Annotated in this window: 23 protein-coding genes; 7 read left to right on the forward strand and 16 right to left on the reverse strand. The window is 65.8% G+C overall.

The window, feature by feature from the left end:
• Positions 1–34: 34 nt before the first annotated feature.
• The 3 genes from mfd to serB all read left to right on the forward strand — a co-directional run bounded on the left by mfd (position 35) and on the right by serB (position 4,831).
• The gene (mfd, locus tag AC097R_RS12885; protein WP_479598553.1) at positions 35–3,529 is read left to right on the forward strand and encodes a transcription-repair coupling factor; all 3,495 of its coding nucleotides are present in this window, start codon (positions 35–37) and stop codon (positions 3,527–3,529) included.
• A 68-nt stretch (positions 3,530–3,597) separates the two neighbouring features.
• Positions 3,598–4,080: a hypothetical protein gene (locus AC097R_RS12890; RefSeq protein ID WP_479598554.1), complete on the forward strand. Its 483-nt coding sequence runs from the start codon at positions 3,598–3,600 to the stop codon at positions 4,078–4,080.
• A 31-nt stretch (positions 4,081–4,111) separates the two neighbouring features.
• Entirely contained in the window at positions 4,112–4,831 is a 720-nt protein-coding gene (serB, locus tag AC097R_RS12895) for a phosphoserine phosphatase SerB (RefSeq protein ID WP_479598555.1), read from the forward strand.
• A gap of 20 nt (positions 4,832–4,851) precedes the next feature.
• Here the strand turns inward: serB and AC097R_RS12900 are convergent, their stop codons facing one another.
• The 3 genes from AC097R_RS12900 to AC097R_RS12910 are packed head-to-tail and all read right to left on the reverse strand — an operon-like array spanning position 4,852 to position 8,295.
• A complete protein-coding gene (locus AC097R_RS12900) occupies positions 4,852–6,399 on the reverse strand; it encodes an alkaline phosphatase D family protein (RefSeq protein ID WP_479598556.1) in 1,548 nt (515 codons plus the stop codon).
• A 12-nt stretch (positions 6,400–6,411) separates the two neighbouring features.
• Entirely contained in the window at positions 6,412–7,059 is a 648-nt protein-coding gene (locus AC097R_RS12905) for a DsbA family oxidoreductase (RefSeq protein ID WP_479598557.1), read from the reverse strand.
• Between the two features lie 48 nt (positions 7,060–7,107).
• The gene (locus AC097R_RS12910) at positions 7,108–8,295 is read right to left on the reverse strand and encodes an aminotransferase-like domain-containing protein (RefSeq protein ID WP_479598558.1); all 1,188 of its coding nucleotides are present in this window, start codon (positions 8,293–8,295) and stop codon (positions 7,108–7,110) included.
• A 123-nt stretch (positions 8,296–8,418) separates the two neighbouring features.
• Here AC097R_RS12910 and AC097R_RS12915 point away from each other — a divergent pair, with 123 nt between their 5' ends.
• Genes AC097R_RS12915 through AC097R_RS12930 form a run of 4 tightly spaced genes read left to right on the forward strand, consistent with a single transcriptional unit; the run spans position 8,419 to position 11,860 of the window.
• Positions 8,419–9,225, forward strand: a complete 807-nt coding sequence (locus AC097R_RS12915; protein ID WP_479598559.1) for an HDOD domain-containing protein — start codon at positions 8,419–8,421, stop codon at positions 9,223–9,225.
• Entirely contained in the window at positions 9,222–9,866 is a 645-nt protein-coding gene (gene nth, locus AC097R_RS12920; RefSeq protein ID WP_479598560.1) for an endonuclease III, read from the forward strand. The genes AC097R_RS12915 and nth overlap by 4 nt, the downstream gene beginning before the upstream one ends.
• 13 nt (positions 9,867–9,879) lie before the next feature.
• Complete coding sequence (locus AC097R_RS12925; RefSeq protein ID WP_479598561.1) at positions 9,880–10,701, forward strand: HDOD domain-containing protein; 822 nt, start codon at positions 9,880–9,882, stop codon at positions 10,699–10,701.
• 25 nt (positions 10,702–10,726) lie between these two features.
• Entirely contained in the window at positions 10,727–11,860 is a 1,134-nt protein-coding gene (locus tag AC097R_RS12930; RefSeq protein ID WP_479598562.1) for a GGDEF domain-containing protein, read from the forward strand.
• Between the two features lie 54 nt (positions 11,861–11,914).
• Here AC097R_RS12930 and AC097R_RS12935 read toward each other — a convergent pair whose 3' ends face one another.
• The 13 genes from AC097R_RS12935 to cobN all read right to left on the reverse strand — a co-directional run bounded on the left by AC097R_RS12935 (position 11,915) and on the right by cobN (position 25,720).
• Positions 11,915–12,469 (reverse strand): histidine phosphatase family protein, encoded by a 555-nt coding sequence (locus AC097R_RS12935; protein ID WP_479598563.1) that lies wholly within the window; start codon positions 12,467–12,469, stop codon positions 11,915–11,917.
• Positions 12,466–13,335 carry an adenosylcobinamide-GDP ribazoletransferase gene (locus AC097R_RS12940; protein ID WP_479598564.1) on the reverse strand — a complete coding sequence of 290 codons (870 nt, stop codon included), beginning with the start codon at positions 13,333–13,335 and terminating at the stop codon, positions 12,466–12,468. The genes AC097R_RS12935 and AC097R_RS12940 overlap by 4 nt, the downstream gene beginning before the upstream one ends.
• Positions 13,336–13,346: 11 nt before the next feature.
• On the reverse strand, positions 13,347–14,435 hold the full coding sequence (gene cobT, locus AC097R_RS12945; protein WP_479598565.1) for a nicotinate-nucleotide--dimethylbenzimidazole phosphoribosyltransferase: 1,089 nt from the start codon (positions 14,433–14,435) through the stop codon (positions 13,347–13,349).
• Between the two features lie 19 nt (positions 14,436–14,454).
• Complete coding sequence (locus AC097R_RS12950) at positions 14,455–15,939, reverse strand: cobyric acid synthase (RefSeq protein ID WP_479598566.1); 1,485 nt, start codon at positions 15,937–15,939, stop codon at positions 14,455–14,457.
• Positions 15,936–16,922 carry an aminotransferase class I/II-fold pyridoxal phosphate-dependent enzyme gene (locus AC097R_RS12955; protein WP_479598567.1) on the reverse strand — a complete coding sequence of 329 codons (987 nt, stop codon included), beginning with the start codon at positions 16,920–16,922 and terminating at the stop codon, positions 15,936–15,938. Before AC097R_RS12955 ends, AC097R_RS12950 begins: the two co-directional genes overlap by 4 nt.
• The gene (gene cbiB, locus AC097R_RS12960) at positions 16,919–17,896 is read right to left on the reverse strand and encodes an adenosylcobinamide-phosphate synthase CbiB (protein WP_479598568.1); all 978 of its coding nucleotides are present in this window, start codon (positions 17,894–17,896) and stop codon (positions 16,919–16,921) included. Before cbiB ends, AC097R_RS12955 begins: the two co-directional genes overlap by 4 nt.
• Positions 17,886–18,626 carry a uroporphyrinogen-III C-methyltransferase gene (gene cobA / locus AC097R_RS12965; RefSeq protein WP_479598569.1) on the reverse strand — a complete coding sequence of 247 codons (741 nt, stop codon included), beginning with the start codon at positions 18,624–18,626 and terminating at the stop codon, positions 17,886–17,888. The genes cbiB and cobA overlap by 11 nt, the downstream gene beginning before the upstream one ends.
• A complete protein-coding gene (locus AC097R_RS12970) occupies positions 18,623–19,462 on the reverse strand; it encodes a CbtA family protein (RefSeq protein ID WP_479598570.1) in 840 nt (279 codons plus the stop codon). Before AC097R_RS12970 ends, cobA begins: the two co-directional genes overlap by 4 nt.
• A 25-nt stretch (positions 19,463–19,487) precedes the next feature.
• On the reverse strand, positions 19,488–19,679 hold the full coding sequence (locus AC097R_RS12975; RefSeq protein WP_479598571.1) for a CbtB domain-containing protein: 192 nt from the start codon (positions 19,677–19,679) through the stop codon (positions 19,488–19,490).
• 74 nt (positions 19,680–19,753) lie between these two features.
• Positions 19,754–20,137 (reverse strand): DUF1636 family protein, encoded by a 384-nt coding sequence (locus tag AC097R_RS12980; RefSeq protein WP_479598572.1) that lies wholly within the window; start codon positions 20,135–20,137, stop codon positions 19,754–19,756.
• 23 nt (positions 20,138–20,160) lie between these two features.
• The gene (locus AC097R_RS12985) at positions 20,161–20,700 is read right to left on the reverse strand and encodes a vWA domain-containing protein (protein ID WP_479598573.1); all 540 of its coding nucleotides are present in this window, start codon (positions 20,698–20,700) and stop codon (positions 20,161–20,163) included.
• Between the two features lie 125 nt (positions 20,701–20,825).
• Positions 20,826–21,905 (reverse strand): magnesium chelatase ATPase subunit I, encoded by a 1,080-nt coding sequence (locus AC097R_RS12990; RefSeq protein WP_479598574.1) that lies wholly within the window; start codon positions 21,903–21,905, stop codon positions 20,826–20,828.
• Complete coding sequence (gene cobN / locus AC097R_RS12995; RefSeq protein WP_479598575.1) at positions 21,902–25,720, reverse strand: cobaltochelatase subunit CobN; 3,819 nt, start codon at positions 25,718–25,720, stop codon at positions 21,902–21,904. Before cobN ends, AC097R_RS12990 begins: the two co-directional genes overlap by 4 nt.
• Positions 25,721–25,726 lie beyond the last annotated feature (6 nt).

A 25,726-nucleotide genomic window follows, 5' to 3' on the forward strand; every position in this document is an offset into this window, starting at 1 on the left:
TGTTCTGCATTTTTTGCCGCATTCGATACCCGTTATGGATTTACCAAAACTCACCAGCGGCAAACGCTTTACCCTGCCCCGCCCTGCCGGTTCTGCCGACGCCCTGCTCCTGGCCCGCCTGGGCGAACGTGAAAAAGCCGCCGGCCTGCCCATGACCGTGGTCACGGCCAACGCCAGTGACGCCCAGCGCCTGCTGGAAGAAATTGCCTTTTTCGCCCCCACGCTGCGTTGCGCACTGTTTCCCGACTGGGAAACCCTGCCCTACGACACGTTTTCGCCGCACCAAGACCTGATCAGCGAGCGCCTAGCCACCCTGTGGCGCATCAGCCAGCGCGACAAGGAGACCGGTGCCGATGTGGTCATCGTCCCCGCCACCACGGCGCTGTACCGACTGGCACCACCCAGCTTTTTGGCCGGCTACACCTTCGAATTCAAGGTCAAACAAAAGCTGGACGAAGCCCGCCTCAAAGCCCAGCTCACGCTGGCCGGCTACAGCCATGTGACGCAGGTGGTGAGTCCCGGTGAATACGCGGTGCGCGGCGGGCTGATTGACCTGTTTCCCATGGGCAGCGCCGTGCCCTACCGGGTGGACCTGTTTGACGACGAGATCGACAGCATCCGCACCTTCGACCCCGACAGCCAGCGCAGCCTGTACCCCGTGCCCGAAGTGCGCCTGCTGCCGGGTCGCGAATTCCCCATGGACGACGAGGCGCGCGCCAAATTTCGCAGCCGCTGGCGAGAACTACTGGACGGCGACCCGACCAAGAGCCGCATCTACAAAGACATCGGCAGCGGCGTGGCCACGGCCGGTATCGAGTACTACCTGCCGCTGTTCTTTGACGACACGGCCACCGTGTTTGACTATGTAGGCGCAGACGCCACCGTGGTGCTGCACGGTGACCTGGAACCCGCCTTCCAGCGTTTCTGGCAAGACACCAAGGACCGCTACCGCCTGGTGCAGGGCGACCCCGAGCGCCCCGTGCTGCCGCCCGAAGCCCTGTTCTTGGGCACCGAGCAGTTTTATGCCCGGGCCAACGCCCACGCCCAGTTGGCGATTCGTGCACCCGGTGAAGGCGATGCCTTCGTCGAGTTTGCCGGCCTGCCCACGCTTTCCGTTGAGCGCGGCACCGAAGACCCACTGGCACGCCTGAAGACCCACGCCCGCAACACCCAGCACCGCGTGCTGGTGCTGGCCGAAAGCGATGGCCGACGCGAAAGCCTGCTGGACTTTTTGCGCGCCAGCGGCATCTCGCCCCCTGCCTTTGATTCGCTGCACGAGTTCCAGGCCAGCGACGAGAAGTTTGGTATTGCCACCGCCGGACTGACGGTCGGTTTCAGCTGGCTGGAAAGCGGCATTGACCTGGTCACCGAGACCGAGCTGTTTGCCTCGGGCCCCACCACCCGCCGCCGCAAAAAACAGGAACAGGTCAGCGATGTGGAAGCGCTGATCAAGGACCTGAGCGAGCTCAATGTGGGCGACCCCGTGGTGCACAGCTCGCACGGCATTGGGCGCTACTGCGGCCTGATCAACATGGACATGGGCAACAAGAATGCCCAGGGCGAACCTGAGCTGCAAGAGTTTTTGCACCTGGAGTACGCCGACAAGGCCACGCTCTATGTGCCCGTGAGCCAGTTGCAACTCATCAGCCGCTACACCGGCGTGAGCGCCGACGAGGCCCCGTTGCACCGCCTGGGCAGTGGCCAGTGGGAGAAAGCCAAACGCAAGGCCGCTGAACAGGTGCGTGACAGTGCGGCCGAGCTGCTCAACATCTATGCCCGCCGCGCTGCACGCGAAGGCCATGCCTTCCGCTACAGCCCCGGCGATTACGAAACCTTTGCCAACGACTTTGGCTTTGAGGAAACCGCCGACCAGAAGGCCGCTATCCACTGCGTCATCCAGGACATGATCAGCCCCCGCCCCATGGACCGCCTGGTCTGCGGCGACGTGGGCTTTGGCAAAACCGAAGTCGCGTTGCGCGCGGCCTTTGTGGCGGTTACCGGTGGCAAACAGGTGGCGTTTTTGGCACCTACCACGCTACTGGCCGAGCAGCACTACCAGACGCTGGTGGACCGCTTTGGCAAATGGCCCGTGAAGATTGCCGAGATGAGCCGCTTTCGCAGTGGCAAGGAAATCACCACGGCGCTCAAGGGTGTGGCTGATGGCACGGTGGACATTGTGGTGGGCACGCACAAGCTGCTGAGCCAGGACACCAAGTTCGCCAACCTGGGCTTACTGATCATTGACGAGGAGCACCGCTTTGGCGTGCGCCACAAGGAGCAGATGAAGGCCCTGCGCGCTGAGGTGGATGTGCTGACGCTGACGGCCACCCCCATTCCGCGCACGCTGGGTATGGCGCTGGAAGGGCTGCGCGACCTGAGCGTGATTGCCACCGCACCGCAGCGCCGCCTCGCCATCAAGACGTTTGTGCGGTCGGAGGGCAACGGCGTGATCCGCGAAGCCGTGCTACGCGAACTCAAACGGGGCGGCCAGGTCTATTTTCTGCACAACGAGGTGGAGACCATCGAGAACCGGCGCCAGAAGCTCGAAGAGTTGCTGCCCGAGGCCCGCATTGCCGTGGCCCACGGCCAGATGCCTGAGCGGCAGCTGGAAGCGGTGATGCGCGACTTCATCGCCCAACGCTACAACCTGCTGCTCTGCTCCACCATCATCGAAACCGGCATTGACGTGCCTACCGCCAACACCATCGTGATGAGCCGCGCTGACAAGTTCGGGCTGGCCCAGCTGCACCAGCTGCGTGGCCGCGTGGGTCGCAGCCACCACCAAGCCTATGCGTACCTGATGGTGCCCGACATCGAAGGCCTGACCAAGCAGGCCCAGCAGCGGCTGGACGCCATACAGGCCATGGAAGAACTGGGCAGCGGCTTCTACCTAGCCATGCACGACCTGGAGATTCGCGGTGCCGGCGAGGTGCTGGGCGAGAACCAGAGCGGCAATATGCTGGAAGTGGGCTTCCAGCTCTATAACGAGATGTTGAGTGAGGCCGTGCGCTGCCTCAAGGCGGGTATCGAGCCCGACCTGCTCAGCCCGCTCAACGTCACCACCGAGATCAACCTGCATGCCCCGGCGCTGCTGCCCGATGACTACTGCGGCGATGTGCACCTGCGCCTCTCGTTCTACAAAAAGCTGGCGACTGCCAAGAACACGGACCAGGTGGACGGGCTGCTTGAAGAAATCGTGGACCGATTTGGCAAGCTGCCCGCCCAGGCGCAAACCCTGATCGATGTGCACCGCCTGCGCGTGATTGCCAAGCCTTATGGCGTGGTGAAGGTGGACGCCGCGCCCGGCGTGATCACCATCACCTTCAAGAAAGACCCGCCGATTGACCCGATGAAGATCATCGGCCTGATCCAGAAGAACAAGCACATCAAGCTGGCCGGCAACGAAAAACTGCGCATTGAGCGCGAACTGCTGGAAGTGAAGGACCGTGCGCAGATGGTGCGCGACATCCTCAAGAGCCTGGGCCAGCCGGTGGTGGAAGCAGCGGCGGCTGCGAAGTCCACACCCTAACGCGAAGCCCCTCTCAAAATCCGCTATTTTCCGGCTACATTTTCGACACAACTTTTAACGGGGAGCCTATGGATCAAGACAACGCAATCACCGCTGCTACCAATGTGCACAGCCTGGGCGGCAAATCGTGGACGGCCTACATTGGGACGGGGATTCTCGCCCTCATTTTGATGGCCCTCGTGGCCGTGTTTGGGTATGCCAACATCTTTGGTGGCCTGTTGATCGGCGCACTGTCACTGATCTTCATCGTCCTCCGATTTTTATCCATCAAAAGTCACCAGCTGTACATGGACGACGTCGGTGTCTGGAGGTCCTCCGGCATCCTGCCCTGGACCAAAGGTGTGTCCGGCGTGAAGTGGCGTGATCTGGACGAGGCGGTGTTCTTCCAATCCCTGTTCAGCTGGATGTTCAAGTCCTACTCGATCCGCATTGGCCATCGCTTCACCAAAGACAGCGAGATCTTTCTGAGCCATTGGAACAACGGACACAAAGCCGTCACCACCATCAATGCGCGCCACAAGGAACTGGTACAGGCCAACGCGCTGCGGTAATCCCGGTTTTCGAACTCCCTTGCCTTTGCCCATGTCCCAAGAACCCTCTCCCGGCCTCGTCGTCCAAAACCTGCCTGCCGCCCTGCGCCTGAGCGATTACAAGCTCATTGCCTTCGACATGGACTCCACGCTGATCAACATCGAGTGCATTGACGAGATTGCCGACGCGGTAGGTCGCAAGGCCGAAGTGGCTGCCATTACCGAGGCGGCCATGCGCGGAGAAATCACCGACTTCAAAGACAGCCTGCGCCGCCGGGTGGCGCTTCTCAAGGGCGTGACAGTGGCAGACCTGGAAGCCGTGAAGCGTGAGCGCCTTCGTCTAAACCCGGGTGCCACCGAGTTGGTAACCGCCTGCAAACAGGCGGGGCTGAAAGTCTTGCTGGTGAGCGGCGGTTTCACCCACTTTGCCGAGCACGTGCGCGGGCTGCTGGGCATCGACTACACCCGCTCCAATGTGCTGGAGATTGCATCCGGCCCGAATTGTGGGGTGCTGACCGGCGGGCTGGTGCAGCAGAGCTGGGGCGAGATCTGTGATGGCGCGGAGAAACGCCGCACCCTGCTGGAAGTGGCCTCGCTGCTTGGCATAGAACCCGCGCAGTGCATTGCCATGGGCGATGGCGCCAATGACCTGCCCATGATGGGGGCTGCCGGCCTCTCGGTGGCCTACCACGCCAAACCGGCCGTGCGTGCGCAGGCTCAGGTTGCCATCAACAGTGGCGGTCTGGATCGCCTGCTTGAAGTGCTGACGTAAATCTGTGCGGTCCAAGCCCCTCAGGCTTGGTGCACCACCGCCCGCCCCTGCTCCACCGTAAACGCCGCCAGCGTTTGCACGCCAGAGTCCGCCTGCGTCACATCGTCCACCACGCGCAGCGTCACGCTGAGCTGCTTGGGCGTGAACTCCGCCACCCCGTAGCCCCGTCGCTCGCGGTCGGCAAACACAAAGTGCGGGTTGTCCGCCAGCGTCTCTGGCATGCCCTCGTTGTTGCCACCGCGTGACGTAATGCTGGTGCCACAGAACTCCACGCCCACTGCCTTGCTCTGAGGGCGCGCGTAGTCGGCCTTCACATGGCCCACCCAGTTGGAATGCACGTCACCGCCCAGAAACACCGGATTGCTCACTTGGTGGCGCTGCAGAGCATCGGTCACGCGGGTGCGGGCGGCGCCGTAGCCATCCCAGCCGTCGTTGGACACGCTGAGCCCCTCGCCGGGTTTGAAGTCGCGCTGGCCAAACACGGTCTGTTGGCCCAGCACCGTCCATTGCCCGCCGCCCGAGGCCAAAGACTGATCCAGCCAGTGTTCTTGGGCGGCGCCCAACAGCGTGCGCCGCGGGTCCGCCAGCGCCGGGCAGTGGGCCGGGTTTACGGTGCTGGAACCGGGGCCGCCACCTTTGGTGCAGACCTGCGGATCGCGGTACTGGCGGTCGTCCAGCAAATGCAGCGTGGCCAAGCGCCCAAACGGCACGCTGTCATAGAGGCGCAACGCGCGGTCCTGCCCCCAGACACCATTCAGCGCCCGACCCAGTGCTGCGGCCCGCAGCGGCATGTGCTCGTAGTAGGCCTGGTAGGCGGCAGCGCGGCGCGCGGCAAAGTCGATGCCCTCGGGACCGCGGTTGCCCGGCGTGATGCCGGCGTAGTCGTTTTGCACCTCGTGGTCGTCCCAGGTCAGCAGCCACGGACAAGCCGCGTGCATGGCTTGCAGGTCGGGGTCGCTTTTGTAGAGGGCGTAGCGTGCGCGGTAGTCCTCCAGCGTGACGGCGGTGCCACCGGACGCGCTGCGCACCGCCTTGCTGCTGCCCGCGTACTCGTAGATGTAGTCGCCCAGAAACATCAGCGCATCGAGCTGCTCACCCTGCATGTGGCGGTAGGCGCTGTAGTAGCCGTGCTCCCAGTGCTGGCAGGAGGCATAGCCCAGGCGCAAGCGCTTGGCGGCGGCACCTGGCGCCGGAAAGGTACGTGTGCGCCCCACGGCGCTGATGGCCGCCCCCAACATGAAACGGTAGTGGTACCAGCGGTCTGGCTCCAGGCCCTGCACCTCCACATGCACGGCGTGGGCCAAGGCGGATGGCGCCTGGGCCTGACCGGACTGCACCAGGCGCTGGAACTGTTCGTCATGCGCTATTTCCCAGCGCACCACGGCCTGCGAATGGCCTTGCACCAACCGGGTCCACAAGACGACCGAGTCATGCGTGGGCGAGCCGCTGGCCACGCCGAGTGCAAAGGGGTTGCTATCTAGCCGAGTCTGGCTCCAGGCGCTGCGCGGCAGCCATAGAGTGCTGGCGCTGCTGGCGGCCCACCCCAGGAGTTGCCGCCGGTCCAGCATGGCGCAGGCCGCTTAGCCCTGAGCCGCGATCTGACGCAGCGCCTGCTCAAACACCTCGGGCGGCTGGCCGCCGGAGATGAGGTGGCGGTCGTTGATGACGACGGCTGGCACCGAGTGGATGCCTTGGTCCAGGTAGAACTGCTCCTGCTCGCGCACTTCCGCGGCGTAGTCGTCCGTGGCAAGCACACGCTGGGCCTCGTCCACATCGAGGTCCGCCGCCCGCACAGCGCGCAGCAGCACCTCGTGGTTGCTGGGGTCTTCGCCGTTGGTGAAGTAGGCGGCAAACAGCGCCTTCTTCAGCGCCAGCTGCTGGCCCGAGGTCTCAGCCCAGTGCAGCAGGCGGTGCGCATCAAAGGTGTTGTAAATGCGGCCACGCTTGTCCATGTTGAAGGTGAAGCCCAGGGCCTCACCGCGCTGGCGAATGTTCTCGCGGGCGGCGGCGGCCTGTTCGGGGGTGGAGCCGTACTTCTTGTGCAGGTGCTCGGTGATGTCCTCGCCTTCAGACACCATCTTGGGGTTCAGCTCAAACGGCTGGAACTGGATGTCCGCCTGCACCTCATCACCCAGCCGACCCAGCGCGGTCTCCAGGCTTTGCAGGCCGATGGCACACCAGGGACAGGACACATCGGACACAAAATCAATTTTCAGGGTGGCGGACATATAAGGGTTTCTCGCTCAAAGATCAGGATATCGGGGCGGTCCCAGGAACTACAAGGCCTGGCCCAGGCGGCCAATGCCCTCTTCGATCTTGGCCACATCGGCCGTGGCAAAGCTCAAGCGCAGGGTACTCAGGTCAGGATCATGCGCATAGAACGGCGCACCGGGCACAAAGGCCACCAGCTTGTCGATGGCGCGCTTGGCAAATTCGTTGGCGTTCTGCTCCTTGCCATGCGCGCCGGTCAGGCGTGCCCAGAAGAACATGCCGCCCTGGGGCCGCTCAAATGCAATGGCATCCCCCAGCTCGCGCTGCAGGCATTCGGCCATCACGCGGGCGCGCTCGGCATAGGTGGAGCGCACGGCTTTCAGCGCAGTGGGCAGGCGGTTCAGGGTCAGGTAATGCGCCGCGGTGGCCTGCGTCAGGTTGCTGGTGTGGGCATCGCTGAACTGCTTGCACATGGTGGCGCGGCTCAACAATGCAGGTGGCGCGATCAGCCAACCCACGCGCAGACCGGGGCTCAGCACTTTGCTGAAGCTGCCGCAGTGTGCCAACCAGTCGCGGCTGCCAGGCACGCTATCGCTCAGGGCCAGCAGGCTGGGGGGTGGGGCCTGGTCAAAGAACAGCTCGCCGTACGGGTCGTCTTCCACCACCAGGGTCTGGGTGCGCGCCGCAATTTCCAGAATGCGTTTGCGGCGCTCCAGGCTCAGCATGGCGCCGCTGGGGTTGCCAAAGGTGGGGATGAGGTAGACCAGCTTGGGTTTGTGCTCTTCAATCAGGGCTTCGAGCTTGTCCACATCCACGCCGTTGGCATCAATCGGCGCGCCGATGACCTGCGCGCCGTACAGGCGGAAGCACTGGATGGTGGCCAGGAAGGTGGGGGCCTCCATGATGACCTTGTCACCCGGCGAGATCATGGTCTTGCCGATCAGGTCCAACGCCTGTTGGCTGCCGGTGGTCACGATGAGGCCGTCGGGGGCCACGGTGGCACCCTTGCTGGCCATGTGGGTGCTGATGCCTTCGCGCAGCGGCTGGTAGCCCTCGGTGGCGCCGTACTGCAACACCGGGCCGGGGCTGTTCTTCAGCACCGCGTCGGTGGACTCGCGAATGCCTTCCACATCAAACAGCGCGGGGTCGGGAAAGCCACCCGCAAAACTGATGATGCCGGGCTTGCCCAGCAGTTTGAACAGCTCGCGGATGGCGGAGGTTTCTACATTGTTCAGGCGATCGGCAAATTGCATGGGGCTCTCTTTCGGCAAACGAAGGGCAAAAAATAGTGGTCCGTACCGCGCAGATTGCGGCGCACATGGATGGCTATGGGTTAAATTGTCACCGATTGGGTCGCAACTTTTTTGGGAGAAACCATGGCCAACCTCGATTCATTCTTTGAATCCATCAAATTGCCTTCCATGTCGGAGGTCGCGCACGCGCTCATTCAGAGCCTGAACGACGACAACGCCTCGGTTCCCCAGATACGCGATCTGATCGCCAAAGACCCCGCTCTCTCGGCCAAGCTGCTGCGCCTGGCCAATAGCGCCCAATTCGGCCTGCCGCGCGGGGTGGGCACACTGGACGACGCCATCACCATGGTGGGCATGTCCAAGGTGCGCACCCTGGCGCTGGGCGCCTGCCTGAGCGAATCATTCCCCTCCCTGCCCGACCTGGACCGCGGAGAATTTTGGCGCTCCAGCATGGCCTGCGCGGGCTACGCCCAGTGGCTGGCCAACCGCCTGAACATTGACGGCCAGTTGGCCTGGCTTACCGGCATGATGCTGCGCCTGGGCGAGCTGCTGATTGCCCAAGCCGACCCGACCACCCTGCACGAAATCGAAAAGCTGCCGCACATCCCCGGCGTGCGCTGGCAGCGTGAACAGCGGCTCACCGGTTTCACCGAAGGCCAAATCACCGCCGAGCTGGCACGCCGCTGGAACTTCCCCATGCAAATCGTGCAGGCGCTGCAGCGCTCGGCCGACCCCATCACCGACCAGGCTTTCTCGCGCCTGGGTGCCATCGTGCACCTGGCCGGCCTGCTGGCCGAAGAGCCCCACCGCGATGCCTCGGCCGTGGATATCCTGCCCACCGAAGTGATCAGCGCGCTGATGCTGGATGTGGAATGGCTGCGCACCAAGTTCCCCGACGAAGCGACTTTTCTGGATGTCAGCACCCAGTGACGCCTGCCGCCATTGAGACCTTTTTTTCCACCCTGAAGGCCGCCAACCCACACCCCCAGACGGAGCTGGAATTCAGCTCCGTCTTCGAGTTGCTGGCGGCGGTGCTGCTGTCGGCCCAGGCGACCGATGTGGGTGTCAACAAGGCCACGCGGCGGCTGTTTGTGGTGGCCAATACGCCGCAAAGAATTCTCGACCTGGGCCTTGAAGGCCTGGAGCAGCACATCAAGACCATCGGTCTGTACCGCAGCAAGGCCAAACACCTGATGCAGACCTGCCAGATGCTGGTGGACCTGCATGGCGGCCAGGTGCCCCGCACGCGCGAAGCCCTGGAAGCGCTGCCCGGCGTGGGTCGCAAGACCGCCAATGTGGTGCTCAACGTGGCCTTTGGCGAACCCACCATGGCAGTGGACACACATTTGTTCCGGGTAGGCAACCGCACGGGCTTGGCCCCGGGCAAAACGCCGCTGGAGGTAGAGCACAAGCTGCTCAAGCGCATTCCGTCTGCCTACATGGTGGACGCCCACCACTGGCTGATCCTGCATGGCCGCTATGTGTGCCAGGCGCGCAAACCGCTGTGCTGGCAATGTGGTGTGGCGGCGGTCTGCGGCTTTACACTCAAGACTCCCGCACCTCCAGGCTAAGCCCCCCTCCACCATGGCGGACATCAACTCTTTCATCCAGACGGTCAAACTGCCCGTCATGCCAGAGGTTGGCCACGCGCTGATCCGCACGCTGGAAGATGACGATGCCGATGTGGTCATGGTGCGCGACATCATCGCCAAAGACCCGGCCCTCACCGCCACCCTGCTGCGTATGGCCAACAGCGCCATGTTTGGGCTGTCGCGCTCCGTTACCTCGCTGGACACCGCGGTCACCGTGGTCGGCATGGCGCAGATCCGCGCACGCGCACTGGGCATCTGCATGGCGCAGGGCTTCTCTCTGCCCCCGTCCATCAACCGGCAAGAGTTTTGGCGCTACAGCATGGTGTGCGCGGGCTATGCCAAATGGCTGGCCGGTCAGATGGGGCTGGACGAGGCCCAGGCGTGGCTCACCGGCATGATGCTGCGCTTGGGTGAACTGGTCATTGCGCTGCACAACCCCTCGTTGATCGCGCTGCTGGACGCGCAGCCCTGCCCGGCCGGCGAACGCTGGCGGCGCGAGCATCTGGCGCTGGGGTTTGACGAAGGGCAGATCACCGCACTGGTGGCACGCCGCTGGGATTTTCCCGATGAGGTGGTGCAAGCCCTGGGCCACTGCACGGATGCCGCCGCCGCGGTGCAGGTGTCGCGCCTGTGCGCCGTGGTGCATCTGGCGGGCTGCCTGGCCGACCAGTGCAGCAGCCTGGCCATGGTGCAAGACGGGCTGCGCCAAGCGCCACCCGGCGTGCTGGCCTATCTGAAGTTGCCCGTGGAGCGCCTTGTGGCGCAGCTGCCCGACCCGGAAGGCTTCAGCGATATTTCCAGTTTGTTGGCCTGAGTGGCGCCGTAGAGAAAGTGACTCTTTGAAGCTGGACATTCGCACCATTCTGTTCATGGCCGCCTTCATGGGGCCACTCATGGCCTTCGTACTGCTGTCGTTGCGGCGCAACTACCCCGTCAGCGTGCGCGGCCTGGGCTGGTGGGCCGGTGGCACGCTGGTGATTTTTGTCGGCATTGTGCTGGTGGCGCTGCGCGGCATATTGCCCTTGCTGGCGACGGTATGGGGCGGCAACAGCCTGTTGATAGGCGGCACCCTGATGTGGCTGCTAGGCACCGAGAAGTTTTTGGGCCTGCCCTCCAGCCTGAAAACGGTGGGCGCGCTGGTGGCTTTCGCATCGCTGCTGCTGGCCTATTTTGTGGAAATGCAACCGGTGTACGAAGCCCGCGTGGCCGTGATTGACAGCACCATGGTGATGCTGGTGGTGCTGCACAGCCACCGCCTGGTGCAGCACAACCGCTTCGATTTTTCCGGGCGTTTTTTGGTGCTATCTCTCATGGCCACAGCCTGCGCCTGGGTGGTTCAGGGCGCGGGGGCGCTGTCGGGCTACACCGAAGGCAACGCCATGGTGTCCAACAACTTCAACGCCGTGATCAGCGCGGTGCTGACCTGCTGCACCCTGCTCACGCTGATCGGTTTTGTGCTGCTGGCCAGCGAGCGCGTGCGCGATGAATTTGAGCGCCTGGCCACCAAGGATTCGCTGACCGGCGCACTCATGCGCCGCGCCTGGGACACCGCCGCCCAGCTGGAGATGGACCGCTGCCGCCGCCATGGGCGCGATCTGTCGCTCATCGCCATGGACCTGGACCATTTCAAGCAGATCAATGACACCTACGGCCACCTGGCCGGTGACAAGGCGCTGATCGACTTTGTGGTCCGGGTCAACACCCATTTGCGCCGCCAGGACCAGTTGGGCCGCCTGGGCGGCGAAGAGTTTGTGCTGTTGTTGCCCGAAACCTCGCAGGAGGACGCCGTGGTGGTGGCCGAACGCATCCGCGCTGCCACGGCCAACTCGCCCGCCCATCCGCGTTACACGGTCAGCATGGGCGTGGCGACTTTGCAGGCCAGCGACATGTCGCTGCAGCACCTGATGTCGCGGGCCGATGCCGCCATGTACCGTGCCAAAGACTTGGGGCGCAACAAGGTGGTGACGCAATGAGCCGCCGGTCCTAGGCGGCCCCCCTCAAACCGGTAACAACAGCTGCGGCTGTGACTAGGGCAAAAACCGCAACCACTGGCCAAAGGCCGGCCCCTCGCGCGGCCAATCCCCGGCGTACAACACCGTGCGCTGCCCCTGTGCCAACAGGCTGGCGGCCCGCGCCACACCCGCATGCGTGATCCACACCTGGGCCTGGCCCGCGGCGCGCGCGGGCAGGCAGGCGTCCCACACCTGGGCCACGCGGGCCATGAATTCGGCCACCGACTCCTGCCCGCCAAAGCGGTGCGCCCAAAAGTCGGCGGTCCAGGCGTCCATGGCGTCCTGGGCGATGTCGGCCCAGGCCACTCCCTCAAACAGGCCAAAGTGCATTTCCACCAGCCGCGGCTCGGGCTTGAAGGTCAAATCGGGCCGTAGCCCCCGTAGATGCTGCGCGAGCAGCTCACATCTTTGTAGCACCGAGACGTGCACCTCGGCCCCCTGCGGCAGCTCTTGGGCCAGGGTTTCGGCGGTGCGCGCCGTGGCCTCGGGGTCGGCCGGCATGTCCAGCGCGCCGTAACACAAGCCCGGCGCCACCCGCGGCTGCGCATGGCGCACCACCCACAGCGTCATGCCACGCCACCGCGCGGCAATGCGCCCCAGACCAACGCCAGGCCCAGGTAGAACGCCAGCTCGCACACCTGCTGCGTGGCACCCAGGCAATCACCCGTGAAGCCCTGCAGGCGGCGCGCAAACCAGCGCAGCATGCCCAACCAGGCCAGGCCACTGGCCAACGCACCAGCACCCAACCAAAGAATTAATGCTGGCCAAGACAACCCGGGCACTACAAAAACCATAGCTGCTTGCGCAATGCCGGCAAGGGATAGCACACCCAACGACCATAAACCCGCTACCCACAGACTGCCCAGGCTGATCTGGTCAGCCAACGGTTTGGACTTGGAACCGGCTGCATCACCCACATGCGGCAGCAGGCGAATCGTCAGCAGTGGCCAGAAGCGCGACAGCACATGGCCCGTGAACAGCGCCACGCACAGCACGGCGCCGTGCAGCGAACCCAGCAGCGCCAGCAGGCTCACCTTGGCCAATAGCGCCAGCACCACAGCAATGGCACCGAAGGCGCCCACGCGCGAATCCTTCATGATCTCCAGCGCGCGCTCGCGGCTCTGAGTGCCACCCAGGCCATCGGCCACATCGGCCAGGCCGTCTTCGTGGAAGGCGCCGGTGATCAGCACACTGGCCACCGTGCCCAAGACGGCTGCCACCAGCGGCGCAAACGCACTGGCGGGCAGCAACGCCAGCAGCAGCCAGGTCCCCAGCGCCACCGCGCCCCCCACCAAAGCACCCACGCCCGGCAGGTGCCCCGCACTGGCGCGCAGCATGGCCGGGCTGAAGCCCACCCAGTCCGCCAGCCGGCCGGTCACGGGCACGCGCGTGAAGAACTGCAGTGACAGCAGGTAGTGGCGGAAGAAACGGGCCATGGCGCCTGGGCTTAGTGCGTGGTGACCGGGTCGGTCGACTTTTCGGACACACCGGCGGACGCAAAACTCGCCATGTCCCGCAGGATGGTGCAGGCCGACTGCAGCAGCGGCCAGGCCAGCGCTGCACCCGAGCCCTCGCCCAAGCGCAGGCCCAGGTCCAACAAGGCTTGCACGCCCAGGTGCTGCAGCATGAACTCATGGCCGCGCTCGCCCGAGCGGTGGGCAAACACGCAGCGTTGCAGCACCAGCGGCTGCAGCGCGTGCGCCACCACCACCGCACTGGTGGCAATGAAACCGTCCACCACGATCACGCGGCGCTCGTGTGCAGCTTGCAGCACTGCGCCCACCATGGTGGCAATCTCAAAGCCCCCCAGGGCGGCCAGCGCGTCCAGCGGCGCCGTGGCGTTGGCATGCAGTGCCAGCACCTCGCGCAGCACCTCGGTCTTGCGCTGCACCGCTGGGGCGTCCAGGCCGGTGCCAGCGCCCGTGCACACCGCAATGTCCAGACCCGCTAGGCGCGACAGCAGCAGCGAAGCGGCCGAGGTATTGCCAATGCCCATTTCGCCCAGCAACAACGCGTTGCCCGGCAGGCCCTTCACCAGGTCCATGCCGTGCTGTAGCGCTTCGTCACGCTGCGCGGCCGTCATAGCGGCTTGGGTGGACGAGTCGGCTGTGCCCTGCTCTGCACCTTGCGCCTTGCGCACGTGCAAACCCGGGCGCGTGCTGCCCGCAGGCAAGCCCGCCAGAAAGTCTCGCTTCACGCCGCAGTCCACCACGGTCAGCGCAATGCCGTTCTGCTTGGCCAGCACGCTCACCGCCGCACCACCCGCCAGAAAGTTTTCCACCATCTGCCAGGTCACATCACTCGGAAAAGCCGAAATACCACGCGCCGTCAGCCCATGGTCGCCCGCAAACACCACCATCTGTGGCTGGTCCAGTACCGGGGCGGTGCTGCCCAGGATCTGGCCAATCTTCAAGGCCACGTCTTCCAGGCGGCCCAGCGAACCCAGCGGCTTGGTCTTGTTGTTGAGCGTGTGCTGCAGCGCTTCGGTGAGCGTGGCGTTGGAGATATCGGCAAGGGTAGGCAAGGAAGTGGTCATGGCAATCGCTTTCAAAAAATCAGTTCAACAAATCCTGCAGCACACCTTCAGAGAAGTGCGCTGCGATGTAGTCCGCCAGCCCGTCAAACACGGTCTCCAGCGTGGGCACGGTGCCACCCAGTTGCGCGCCAAACAGCGCTTGCAACGCGGCGGCGTCTTCAAACAAGCCGTGCAGGTACAGGCCCAGCACATTGCCGCGGGCGTTGCACCAGCCCAGACCGTCGGGCAACACGGCGTGGGCCACATCACCCGCCGCAGCCATGGCGACGTGCTGGGTGGTTTGGCCGTGGTGAATTTCATAGCCCGCCACCGGTGCGCCCGCGAGCGCGGCCCAGCGCCCGCCGATATCCGGCACAAAGTGGGTGGACGTGTGGCGCACCGTCTTGTCTTCGGCAAACACCGTCACCAGGGGCAGCAGCCCAAGGCCCGGCGCATTGCCATCAATGCCATGCGGATCAATCAGCGCCTCGCCCAGCATCTGCAACCCGCCACACACGCCCAGCACCGCCCCGCCCTGCTCCGCATGGCGTGCAATGGCGGCGTCCAGCCCTTGCGAACGCAGCCAGGCCAGGTCACCACTGGTGTGCTTGGAGCCCGGCAGGATGATCCAGTCCGAAGGCGTGAGCCCGGCCAGCTCCGAAGGGCTGCGCACCCACTGCAGCCGCAAGCCCGGAATGTTCTTGAGGGGCTGAAACTCGTCGAGGTTGCTGATGCGCGGGTACGCGACCACGGCCACGGTCATGTTCACCGCGCCCCGGGCCACACTGCGGTCGTCAAACACACCGTCTTCCTCGGGCAGGCCGTGCTGCCACCACATCGGCAAGGTGGCTACGGTGGGGATGCCGGTCAGGTCCTGCAGCATCTGCGGCGCGGGGGCCAGCAGCGCGGCATCGCCGCGAAACTTGTTGAGCACAAAGCCTTTGATGAGGTGGCGCTGGTCTTCCGGCAGCAGCGCCCAGGTGCCATACAGGTGGGCGAATGCGCCGCCGCGGTCAATGTCCGTCACCAGTAGGCAGGCCGCATCGCCATGTTGGGCGACGCGCATGTTCACCACGTCGCTGGCGGCCAGGTTGATCTCGGCCGGCGAGCCCGCGCCTTCGATCACCACCACGTCGTTCTCGGCCCGCAAATCATCTAAGGCCTGCGCTATCTGCGGCCAGACCTTGAGGCTGCGGCCGCGCCAGGGCATGGCGCTCAGCTCGGCATTCACCTGCCCCATGAGCACCACCTGGCTGTGGGTATCGCGCTCGGGCTTGAGCAGCAGCGGGTTCATGCGCACATCGGGCACGGCGTTGGCGGCCAAGGCCTGGAAGTACTGGGCCGAACCGATCTCGCCCTGGCCGTTGTCAGAGGCGACAACCCGCGCGTTGTTGCTCATGTTCTGCGCTTTGAAGGGCGCGACCTTGAGGCCTTGGCGCGCGTAGTAGCGGCACAGCGCGGTGGTGAGCCAGCTTTTGCCGGCGCCGCTGGTGGTGCCCAGCACCATGATGCATTTGGCGGTCATGCGGCCACTTTCTGGTTCAAGGCGTTGGCCAGCGCGTCTTGCGCGGCGGGCGGCAAGACGCCCAGCCGCACCCAGCCTGGCAAGCCAAACGAGGTGGCGTCGCGCAGCTTGATGCCGTGCGCGCGCAGCGCAGCACACAGGGCCACAGCATCTACACCCGCAGGCGGGCGAGCGCAGAAAAAGGGGGTGTCGCTGGCCTGCAGGGTCCAACCCGCGGCGTGCAGCAGGTTGATCTGGCGCTGCTTCCAGGTGGCCAGCGTTTGCAGGCTGGTCTGCAGCCAGGCTTGGGTGTCTGCCTGCGTCCAAGCCATGAGCAAAGCGACTCCATGCGCGCCCAGCACCCAAGACGGCGCCAAGCCCTCCAACTGCTGCACCGCCGCTTCCGCCCCCAGCGGCGCGATGGCGTAGGCCGCGCGCACGCCGGTCAGGCCCAGCGCCTTGTTGGGCGAGAACAGCTGCCACAGCTGCTGGCGCTGGCTGTCGCCCAGGCTGGGCTGCCCCTCCAGGCGCAGTGGCGCATAGGCGCTGTCCAGCACCACGGTGCCGCGCAAACTGGCCAGCGCCGGGCTGTGCGCCTGCCCCAGCGGGCTGGACGGCTCGCAGGCCCAGACCAGCGATGCGGCGTTTGCGTCCGCCACCACGGGCACATGCCAGGCCTGCGCGGCATGCGCGTAGTCGCCATAGGCGTGCGTGGGCAGGCAGACACTGCGTGCGCCCTGCTGCACGGCCCAGGCCGTGATGCGAAAAATGAACTCACTGGCGCTGCCCGCCAGCGCGATGCGCCAGGCCTGCACACCGTGAAAGGCGGCCAGTGCGGTACGCACCGCGGTGTAGCCCGCGTCGGGGTAGCGCGTGGCGTCGGCCGCCTGCACCACAGCCAGCGCCTGCGGGCAAGGGCCACAGGCATTGCTGTTGGTGGAAAAGTCATACCGCGGTGCGCCCAAGGCGTCGGGCCCACCGTGGATGCGAGGAACCTGGCTCATCGCCACTCCCTCGCCACTATCAAAACCATAGCTGCCAGCGCAATGCTGACGAGGGCTAGAACCGCTTTTGATGCACAAACCAGAGCAAAAGCAGTATCCACGGCCCCCGCCGCCCTGCCCTGCGCGTTGAGCACATAAACGCCAGGTTTGCGCAGCGCCACGTCCAGGTTCAGCGCCATGGCGGCCATGGGCCAGCCGCTGTTGGGCGATGGGGTTTGCCGCGCCTCGGCCCGCAGGCGGTGCGCCAGCATGGCGCCGCGCACACCAGCCACCAGCAACAGCAGCAGCGCGGTGATGCGGGCGGGCAGCCAGCTCAGGACATCGTCCGCCCGCGCAGCCCACTTGCCGGCCCACTGCCAGTTGGCACCTTGGTAGACACCGGGGTAGCCCCACATGGCGTCGGCCGTGTTGGCAAAGCGGTACAGCGCCGCACCGGGCAAGCCCAGCAGCGCAAACCAGAAAATTGGCGCCACCACCGAGTCGTTCAGGTTCTCAGCCAGTGTCTCAATCGCGCTTTCGCGCACCTGCATGTCGCTGAGCTGGGCCACATCGCGGCTGACCAGCCAGCGCAGGCGCTCGCGGCCGGCGGCCAGCGACTGGCCCAGCGCGGCTTCTACCGCCCGCACCTCGCCATGCAGCATGGCCCAGGCCAAGAGCGGCTTGAGCAGCAGGCCCAGCAACAGCCCCTGCCACCACCAGGGCAAGCCCCCCAGCGCCCACTGCAGTGCGCCAGCTACTCCTAAAACCATAGCAGCTCCCGCAGACCAAACGAGGGCTGCGAGCCAAAATGCCTTGTAATCGGCGACACCGGGCTCTTGCCGCGTGTGGCACTGCAGCCAGCGGCCCACGGTGCCCAGGTAGGAGCCCATCCACACCACGGGGTGCAGGCGCACCGGCGGCTCGCCGCACCAGCGGTCCACCGCCAGCGCCACCAGCACGGCCAGCGCCATCGGCAAGGGCCATTCAGTCCGCATGGAAATCCGGGCTCAGTTGCACGGTCTCGCCAATGATCAGCAAGCCGGGCTGCGGGCCATAGGCCGGCGCACGTGCCACCAGGTTGCGCAGGCTGGTGGCGATCACGGTTTGCGTGGGTCGCGTGCCGTCGCGCACGATGGCGGCTGGCGTCTCCGGCGACAGGCCATGGCTGATGAGCTGCTGCGCAATCTGCGCCAGCCGCTGCACGCCCATGTAAAACACCCGCGTCTGCCCCGGGCGCGCCAGGGCGGCCCAGTCGTGCGTGGCGTCGTCATCGGCCAGATGGCCGGGCAAAAATACACAGCTGCCCGCCAAGTCACGGTGCGTGAGCGGAATGCCGGCCGCGGCCGAGCAGCCGCTGGCCGCCGTCACGCCGGGCACCACCTCAAACGCAATGCCCGCGGCCTGCAGGGCTTGCACCTCTTCGCCACCGCGGCCAAACACATAGGGGTCACCGCCTTTGAGGCGCACCACACGCAAGCCCTGGCGCGCATGCGCCACCAGCAGGTCGTGGATGCCCTCTTGCGGCACCGCGTGGTTGCCCACGGCCTTGCCCACGTAGACACGCTGCGCAGCAGCCGGAATCAGCGCCAGAACTTCGGGCGAGATCAGCCGGTCGTGCACCACCACCTCGGCATGTTGCAGCCGGTCCAGTGCGCGCAGCGTCATCAGGTCGGCCGGGCCAGGGCCCGCACCAACGATGGCGACAAAGCCGGTCACACCGCTCACTGCGGGGCTTGCACCGCGCCCACGGCGGAGGCGTCCGCACGCTGCAGCACGGCCAGCAAGGCCGGGCGCACCCAGCGCTGGAAGGTGAATCCACCCACCAGGCCCATGCTCACCCAGAACGACAGCGCCACCCAGTGGGTTGCCCAGATGAACTGCGCACCCAGTTGTTCCAGCGCGGCATGGGCCTCGGGGCCAAAGCCGGCCAGTGCATCGCCTTGCAGCTTGGGCGCCCCCACCACAAAGGGCAGCGCCAACAAGGCCGCAGCCACCAGCCAGCGCCAGGAAGCGCGCACAAAACCCGCCACCGCAGAGGCCCCAGCCGCACTGCCCACAGCCAGCACCCACCAGACTTGGCGAGCCTGCAGAGGCGCGGCTTCCATGCCGGGCACCTCCGCATGCAGACCCAGAGAGGGCCAGAGGTGAAAACTCAGCCAGCCGGCCGCAGCGACCAGACCCGCCAGGCGCAGCGAAGCCACCGAGGTCCCGCGTTGGTACAGCCAGAGCCCCATGACCGCAAACACCAGCAGCGCCATGCTGAGGGCGTGCAGGATGTTGGCGACCCAGGTCCAGCCGATGCGCTCGGCGCCGTTCTCGGGCTCCCATTCCTTGGCCGCACCGTGCTCATGCGCGTGTTCGTGCGGGGCCACGCCCTCCGCGTGGGTGTGGGTCGCTGTTGCAGCATCGGACACAGGTGCAGGGGCCTCGGCCTTCTGCTCTTCATACAGCTCGGCGGCCAGAATCAGCGGTGCTGCTTGCCAGCGTTGCACGCCGGTTTGCACACTGCCCACCACCACGGCGGTGGCCAGCGCCGCCCAGATCAATCGTTGAAAAACCATGGGGTTCTCCCGGTAAAAGGCAAGCTCAGTGGCAGGGTTTGACGGTGATGTGGCGCACATCGTGCGCGGCGTTGTGCATGAGGGGGCTTTCGGCAAAGGCCACGCCGTACAGCACCACCAAGCCCAAAGCAGCCGCGCCCAGTAAGGGGCGCAACACGGCCAGGCCGGGGTTGTGGATGGCAGCGGGGCTGTGGATCAGCGTTGTCGGTTCAGTCATGGCAATCTCCTTCGGGTGGTTGGGTAAAAAAACAAACGTAATGGATTCGGCCGCTCATGTCGAGCCGGGGGCGCTCAGACCAATGGGGGCAATCGGGCAAGGATACCGCTGCGCAGGCGCTCGGGCCGCGTATTGCGGGCCAAGTTGCCATCCGCGCTGTGCTTGTGCAACTGGGCGCAGGCAATCACCTGGGCTGCAGTCTCGGCGTCAGAGGCCAGGTCGCCAAAGTAATAGGTGAATTTGCCCTGGGCCTGCAGCGTCACGGTGCAGGCGCGGGAGCAGCCGCTCATACAGGCCAGGCCGCGCACTTGCAGGCCTTTGTGTTCGCCGGTGTCCAGCTCGCAGTCCAGCAGTGCATCCTGCACGGCTTCGAACAGGGCCAGGCCTGCGGCCGGCAGCTCGCGCGAGGCACCAGGCGGGCGGCAGGTGGTGCAGACAATGATTTCGGTGTCAGACATGGATGTGTTTTGCAATGGATGGGTCAGGCGTGCGCCAGCCGGTGCTCCGCGCCCCAGCGCGTGGCCCAGGCGGAGCAGCGGCCCAGTGTCTTTTTCGGATCGTCAAAGTCAACGATGACCAGGTGTTGCGGCGTCAGCGGCGCCTGCGGCTGCTCCAGCGTGCGGCCATCGGTCAGCAGCCAGAGCCAACATTCGGTGGGGCCGCTGATGCGTAGCGTGCGCTGCAACAGGCGGTCGGCCTGCACCAAGGCTTCGGCCAGCGGTGTGCCACCACCACCGCCCACGGGGCGCAGGCGCTGGCTGCCGGAAGCACGGGCGCGGCCCGGCGGCAGCAACAGCTCCACGCCCTGCCCGCCAAAACGCAACAGCGCCACATCGTCGCCCTGTCGCGCGGCCTGTTCGATCATGAACGCCGCATGGCCTTTGGCCAGGGCCAAACGGCCGCGCTGGCGCATGGAGCCCGACGTATCGAGCACGATGCAATGCAAGCGCCCGGCGCGCAGCGCTACGGGCTGGTGGCGCAGATGGCCGCGCTGCAGGGGCGCCGGGCCCTTGGCGACCACGGTAGGCAGCCAGGCAATAGCGTCGCTACGCTGCTGTGCGCCAGGCGCAGCCGTTGTAGAAGCGGTATGGGGTGGAGGCCACCGCCAGCTGCCAGGCCCGTTACGCGGGCGGCGGCTGGGGTGGCCTAGGCTTTTTTTGGTGGCCACCCTGCAATGCGTTGCACCTTGGTCGTGCCTTCGGGCTGGGCGGGCATGGTGCCCCAGTCGCCCTGGGGTGTGGGGGCGGCGGCTTGCTGGTCTTGGGGGCGCTGCGGGTTCTGTTGCGGTGGCTGGGGAGCACTCGCGTTGCTAGGCAGTTGCGCCGCACTGCCCTCGGGTCGGCGATGTGCCAGCGCGAGTTCAGCCACGGCATCCACGTCCGCCACGGTCACTTCGCTACGCCCTTCCAATGCCGTTAGTGCGCGGGCAGCACGCAGCATCACCAAATCGGCGCGCATGCCGTCCACGCCGGCCGTGATGGCGCAGGCAGCTGCGTGATTCAACACTTCGTCAGACCAGGTCAGGCGAGGCAGTGCAGCGCGAGCCGCTACCAATGCTGCGCTCAGCGCGCGTTGCTCTTCTGCATGTTGCTCGCCCAGCGCTGCGGGGTTTTCATCAAAGCCCAGCCGCGCACGCAAGATCGCGGTGCGCTGTGCGGCATCCACCGGGTTGGCCAGCGCCACCGACAGGCCAAAGCGGTCCAGCAGTTGGGGGCGCAGTTCGCCCTCCTCCGGGTTCATGGTGCCGACCAGCACAAAACGTGCGGCGTGCTGCTGCGAGATGCCGTCACGCTCCACCGTGTTTACCCCACTGGCAGCTACGTCCAGCAGCGCATCCACCAACGCGTCGGGCAGCAGATTCACTTCATCCACATACAACACACCGCCATGCGCGCGCGCCACCAGACCCGGCGCCAGGCGCACCTGGCCGTCACGCAATACGTCTTCCACATTCAGCGTGCCCACCAGTTGCTCCAGGCTGGCGGCCAGCGGCAGCGTGACAAAAGGCGCGCCGGGCAGCAGCGCGGCCAACGCACGCGCCGCGGTGGACTTGGCCGTGCCGCGCGGGCCGCTGATCAGCACACCGCCAATGCCGGGGTCGATGGCGGCGAGCTGCAGCGCGCGCTGCAATTGCGGCTGGCCTACCAGCGCAGTGAAGGGGAACGCCGCGCGTGTGGCGGGCTCGAGCGAAATATTCAATGCAGGAGTATTCATAGTCGTGCTCATGGCAGGGGTCCTTCTCCGTATTCTTCAACCCGGCGCTCCAGCGCCAGCAAATGGTCTTCAATGCGCGCACGTTGGTCACCCGGCGCCTCCCACAGCCCGCGCTGCATGGCTTCCAGCAGGCGCTCGCCAATGCTGCGCAGTGCGCCGGGGTTGTGCTGCTGCAGAAACGCGCGGTTCGTGTCGTCGTGCAAATAGGCATCGGCCACCAGTGCGTACTGGTGGTCACCCACCACGCCGGTGGTGGCGTCAAACGCAAACAGGTAGTCCACCGTGGCGGCCATTTCGAACGCGCCCTTGTAGCCGTGGCGGCGCACGCCCTCCAGCCACTTGGGGTTGACGGCGCGTGAACGCACCACGCGCGCCACCTCTTCACCCAGCGTGCGGATGCGCGGCGCACCGGGCACGCTGAAGTCACCGTGGTACAGCGCGGCGGCCTCGCCGGTCAGGGCCTCCACAGCCACCGCCATGCCGCCCTGGAACTGGTAGTAGTCGTCCGAGTCGAGCACATCGTGTTCGCGGTTGTCCTGGTTGTGCAGCACCGCGTCCAGCCCGGCGATGCGTTGCTCAAAGCTGCCACGTGCGGCCACGCCGTGTTCACCCTGCCCGTAGGCAAAGGCCCCGGCGCGCAAGTACGCCTGGGCCAAGTCAGCACCATCGTTCCAGCGGCCGCTGGCCATGAGTTCCTGCAAACCAGCGCCGTAACCTCCGGGGCGCGGGCCAAACACGCGCCATGTGGCTTCGCGCTCCGCCGCCTCGGCGCTCAGGCCCTTGGCCTGGGCATCCGCCGCCTCGCGCCGCACGCGGGCGCGGATGGGGTTCACCTCGTCGGGTTCATCTTCTTCGCTGATCGCGGCCACGGTGCGCACGGCGGTGTCGAACAGGTCGATCACATTGGGGAAGGCATCTCGGAAGAAGCCCGAGACGCGCAGCGTCACGTCCACGCGGGGCCGGCCCTTCAGGCTCATGGGCAGCACCTCAATGTCCACCACCCGGCTGCTGCCATCGGCCCATTTGGGCCGCACGCCCAAGAGCGCAAAGGCCTGAGCAATGTCTTCGCCGCCCGTGCGCATGGTGCTGGTGCCCCAGACCGACAGGCCCACCTGGCCCGGCATACTGCCATGGTCTTGCAAGTGGCGCTCAATCACGCGCTCGGCTGCCGCTGCACCCATGGCGTAGGCGGTTTGCGTGGGCACGGCGCGTGTGTCCACCGAGTAGAAGTTGCGGCCTGTGGGTAGCACATCGGGACGTCCACGCGATGGTGCCCCGCTGGGGCCGGCGGGGACAAATTTGCCAGAGAGGCCGCGCAGGCACTGCAGGATTTCTTGCGGGCCGCAGGCGTCCAGGCGCGGGCGCAGCACGGCGTGCATGCGTTGCAACACCGGCGCGGTGTGGGGCCAAGCTTCGGCATCGAATGATTGATCGACCACGACATGGTTGGTGACCAATTGCCGTGCCAGCAGCTCCAGCCGCTCGCGCGTGTGGCCCGCATGGCGCCACGCGTCATCGCTTTGCGCTTGCAGCACGGCAGGACGTGGACCACTCCACAGTGCAGCCCACTCCGGGCTCAGCGCGCTAAAGCCATCCACGCCGTCCAAGAGCAAGTCTTTCGCCAAGGCCACCAGCAAGCTGCGCTGCCCCGCCGCTGTGCCACCGGGAAAACGCGCCAGCGCCACCAGCGTGTCGATCTGCTGGCGGCCCTGCGGGGATGTGCCCAGGATGTGCAGGCCGTCGCGGATCTGCGATTCCTTGATTTCACACAAATAAGCATCCAGCCGCTGCAGCAGTGCCTCGCGGCCGGCGTCATCTGCAGGTTTGGCAAAGCCCAGGTCGGTGTGCAGGTTCTCGGTCAGCACGCGGTCCAGAATGTCGCCGCGCAGGCGCTGGGCACGGCGCGGGTCCAGCGACAGGGCTTCGTAGTACTCGTCCATCTGCCGCTCCAGCTTTTGCAGCGGGCCGTACGTCTCGGCGCGCGTCAGGGCCGGCATCAGGTGGTCGATGATCACGGCCTGCGTGCGGCGCTTGGCCTGGCTGCCTTCGCCGGGGTCGTTGACGATGAAGGGGTACAGATGCGGCAGCGGGCCCAGGATGGCGTCGGGCCAGCAGTTGGCGCCCAGCGCCACGCTTTTGCCCGGCAGCCACTCCAGGTTGCCATGCTTGCCCACATGCACCACGGCGTCCACCGCAAACTGGCGGCGCAGCCAGAAGTAAAACGCCAGGTAGTTGTGTGTGGGCACCAAATCGGCATCGTGGTACGTCGCCACCAGATCCAGATCACGCCCGCGCGCGGGCTGGTTGCCGACAAACACATTGCCGTACCGATGGCCAGACACCATGAAACGGCCACTGCGCACCATGGGGTCCTGCTCCGGCAGGCCCCACAGCGCGTTCACCGCGTCGCGGTTGGCCGTGTCCAGGCGGTTGAAGTCCGCCAGGTAGTCGGCCATCGCCAGGCTTTGGCTGACGGGACGCATGTCGTTGGCGTCCAAGTTGTTGGTAACTCCGGCCACCAACGCAGCCATCAGCGCGTCGCTACTTTCGGGCAAAGCGCCTGTGCCATAACCCGCATCCTGCATGGCACGCAGCAGGGCCACGGTAGACGCCGGCGTGTCCAGCCCTACGCCGTTGGCCAGGCGGGAATCGTCATTGGGGTAGTTGGCCAGGATCAGCGCCACGCGTTTGTCGGCATTCGGTTTGTCGCGCAGCACGCACCAGCGGCGCGCCAACTCGGCCACAAAGGCCATGCGCTCGGGTTCGGGCTGGTAGCGCACCACGTCCACCTCGGTGCGTTCGCAGCGCCAAGCCAGGCCCTTGAAGCTGATGGCGCGCGTGCCGATGCGGCCATCCACCTCCGGCAGCACCACCTGCATCGCCAGGTCGCGCGGCGCCAGGCCATGCGGGTCCGCCATCCACTGCTCTTGCGCGCAACCTGCAGTGATGAGTTGCAGCACCGGGGCGTCACCCGCCAGTGGCTCCATTTGCGCGCCATCCACGCTGTCGACGTCATCCCCATCGAGTGCGGTGATGGCAAAGCTCGTGGCATTGAGCACCACGCCCACGCCATGCTGCGCGGCCAGCGACTGCAACAGCACCAAGCTGGTGGGGTTCTTCAGCGAATCTACCGCCACGGCCACGGTGTTCAGGCCGTGGTCGTGCAGCGCAGCCAGCATGGCATCAAATACCGCCGTGTTACCAGCCTGCACATGGGCGCGGTAGAACACCAACATCGCCACAGGCGCATCGTCTTTCCACGTTGGGGCAGCCAGGGATTCGTAAACCATGACTGGGGGCAACACCGCAGGCGGTGTGGGCCGTGCACCCAGGCCAAAGGCGGAGTGGCCTATCAATTCAAAAAAGTTACGCGCGTTGTCACGGCCGCCTTCGCGCAGGCAGCGCCAGAGCTGGCGGCAGTCTTCGTGCGGGGCGGTACTGCGCAGCAGCAGTTGCAGGTCTTCACTGGCGTCACCCGAAAACAGCGCCAGCCACTGGCCGCGCTCCCGCGCCAATTCGCGCACACGCTCCACCACATAAGCCCAGTCGCTGGCTGCACCCAGGTGGTCGATCACCACCACGCGCGCATGCTGCAGCACATCGTCCACATACATGTCAGCCGACGCGGGCTGGCGCAACCACATCAGGTTCGCCAGACGCACTGTGGGAAAGTCATCGGGCAGTTGCTGCGCCGCATCGGCCAACAGCGACAGCGTGGTGTCCGCCGCGCTGAGCACCACGATGTCACCCCGCGTTTGTTCCACGCGCACCACACCCTGACCACCGTCTTCAACGTGGCCGCCGGGGCGGGTGGAGAGCAAATGCATGCGCGC

The sequence above is a fragment of the Rhodoferax sp. ZS1R25 genome (assembly GCF_056521335.1).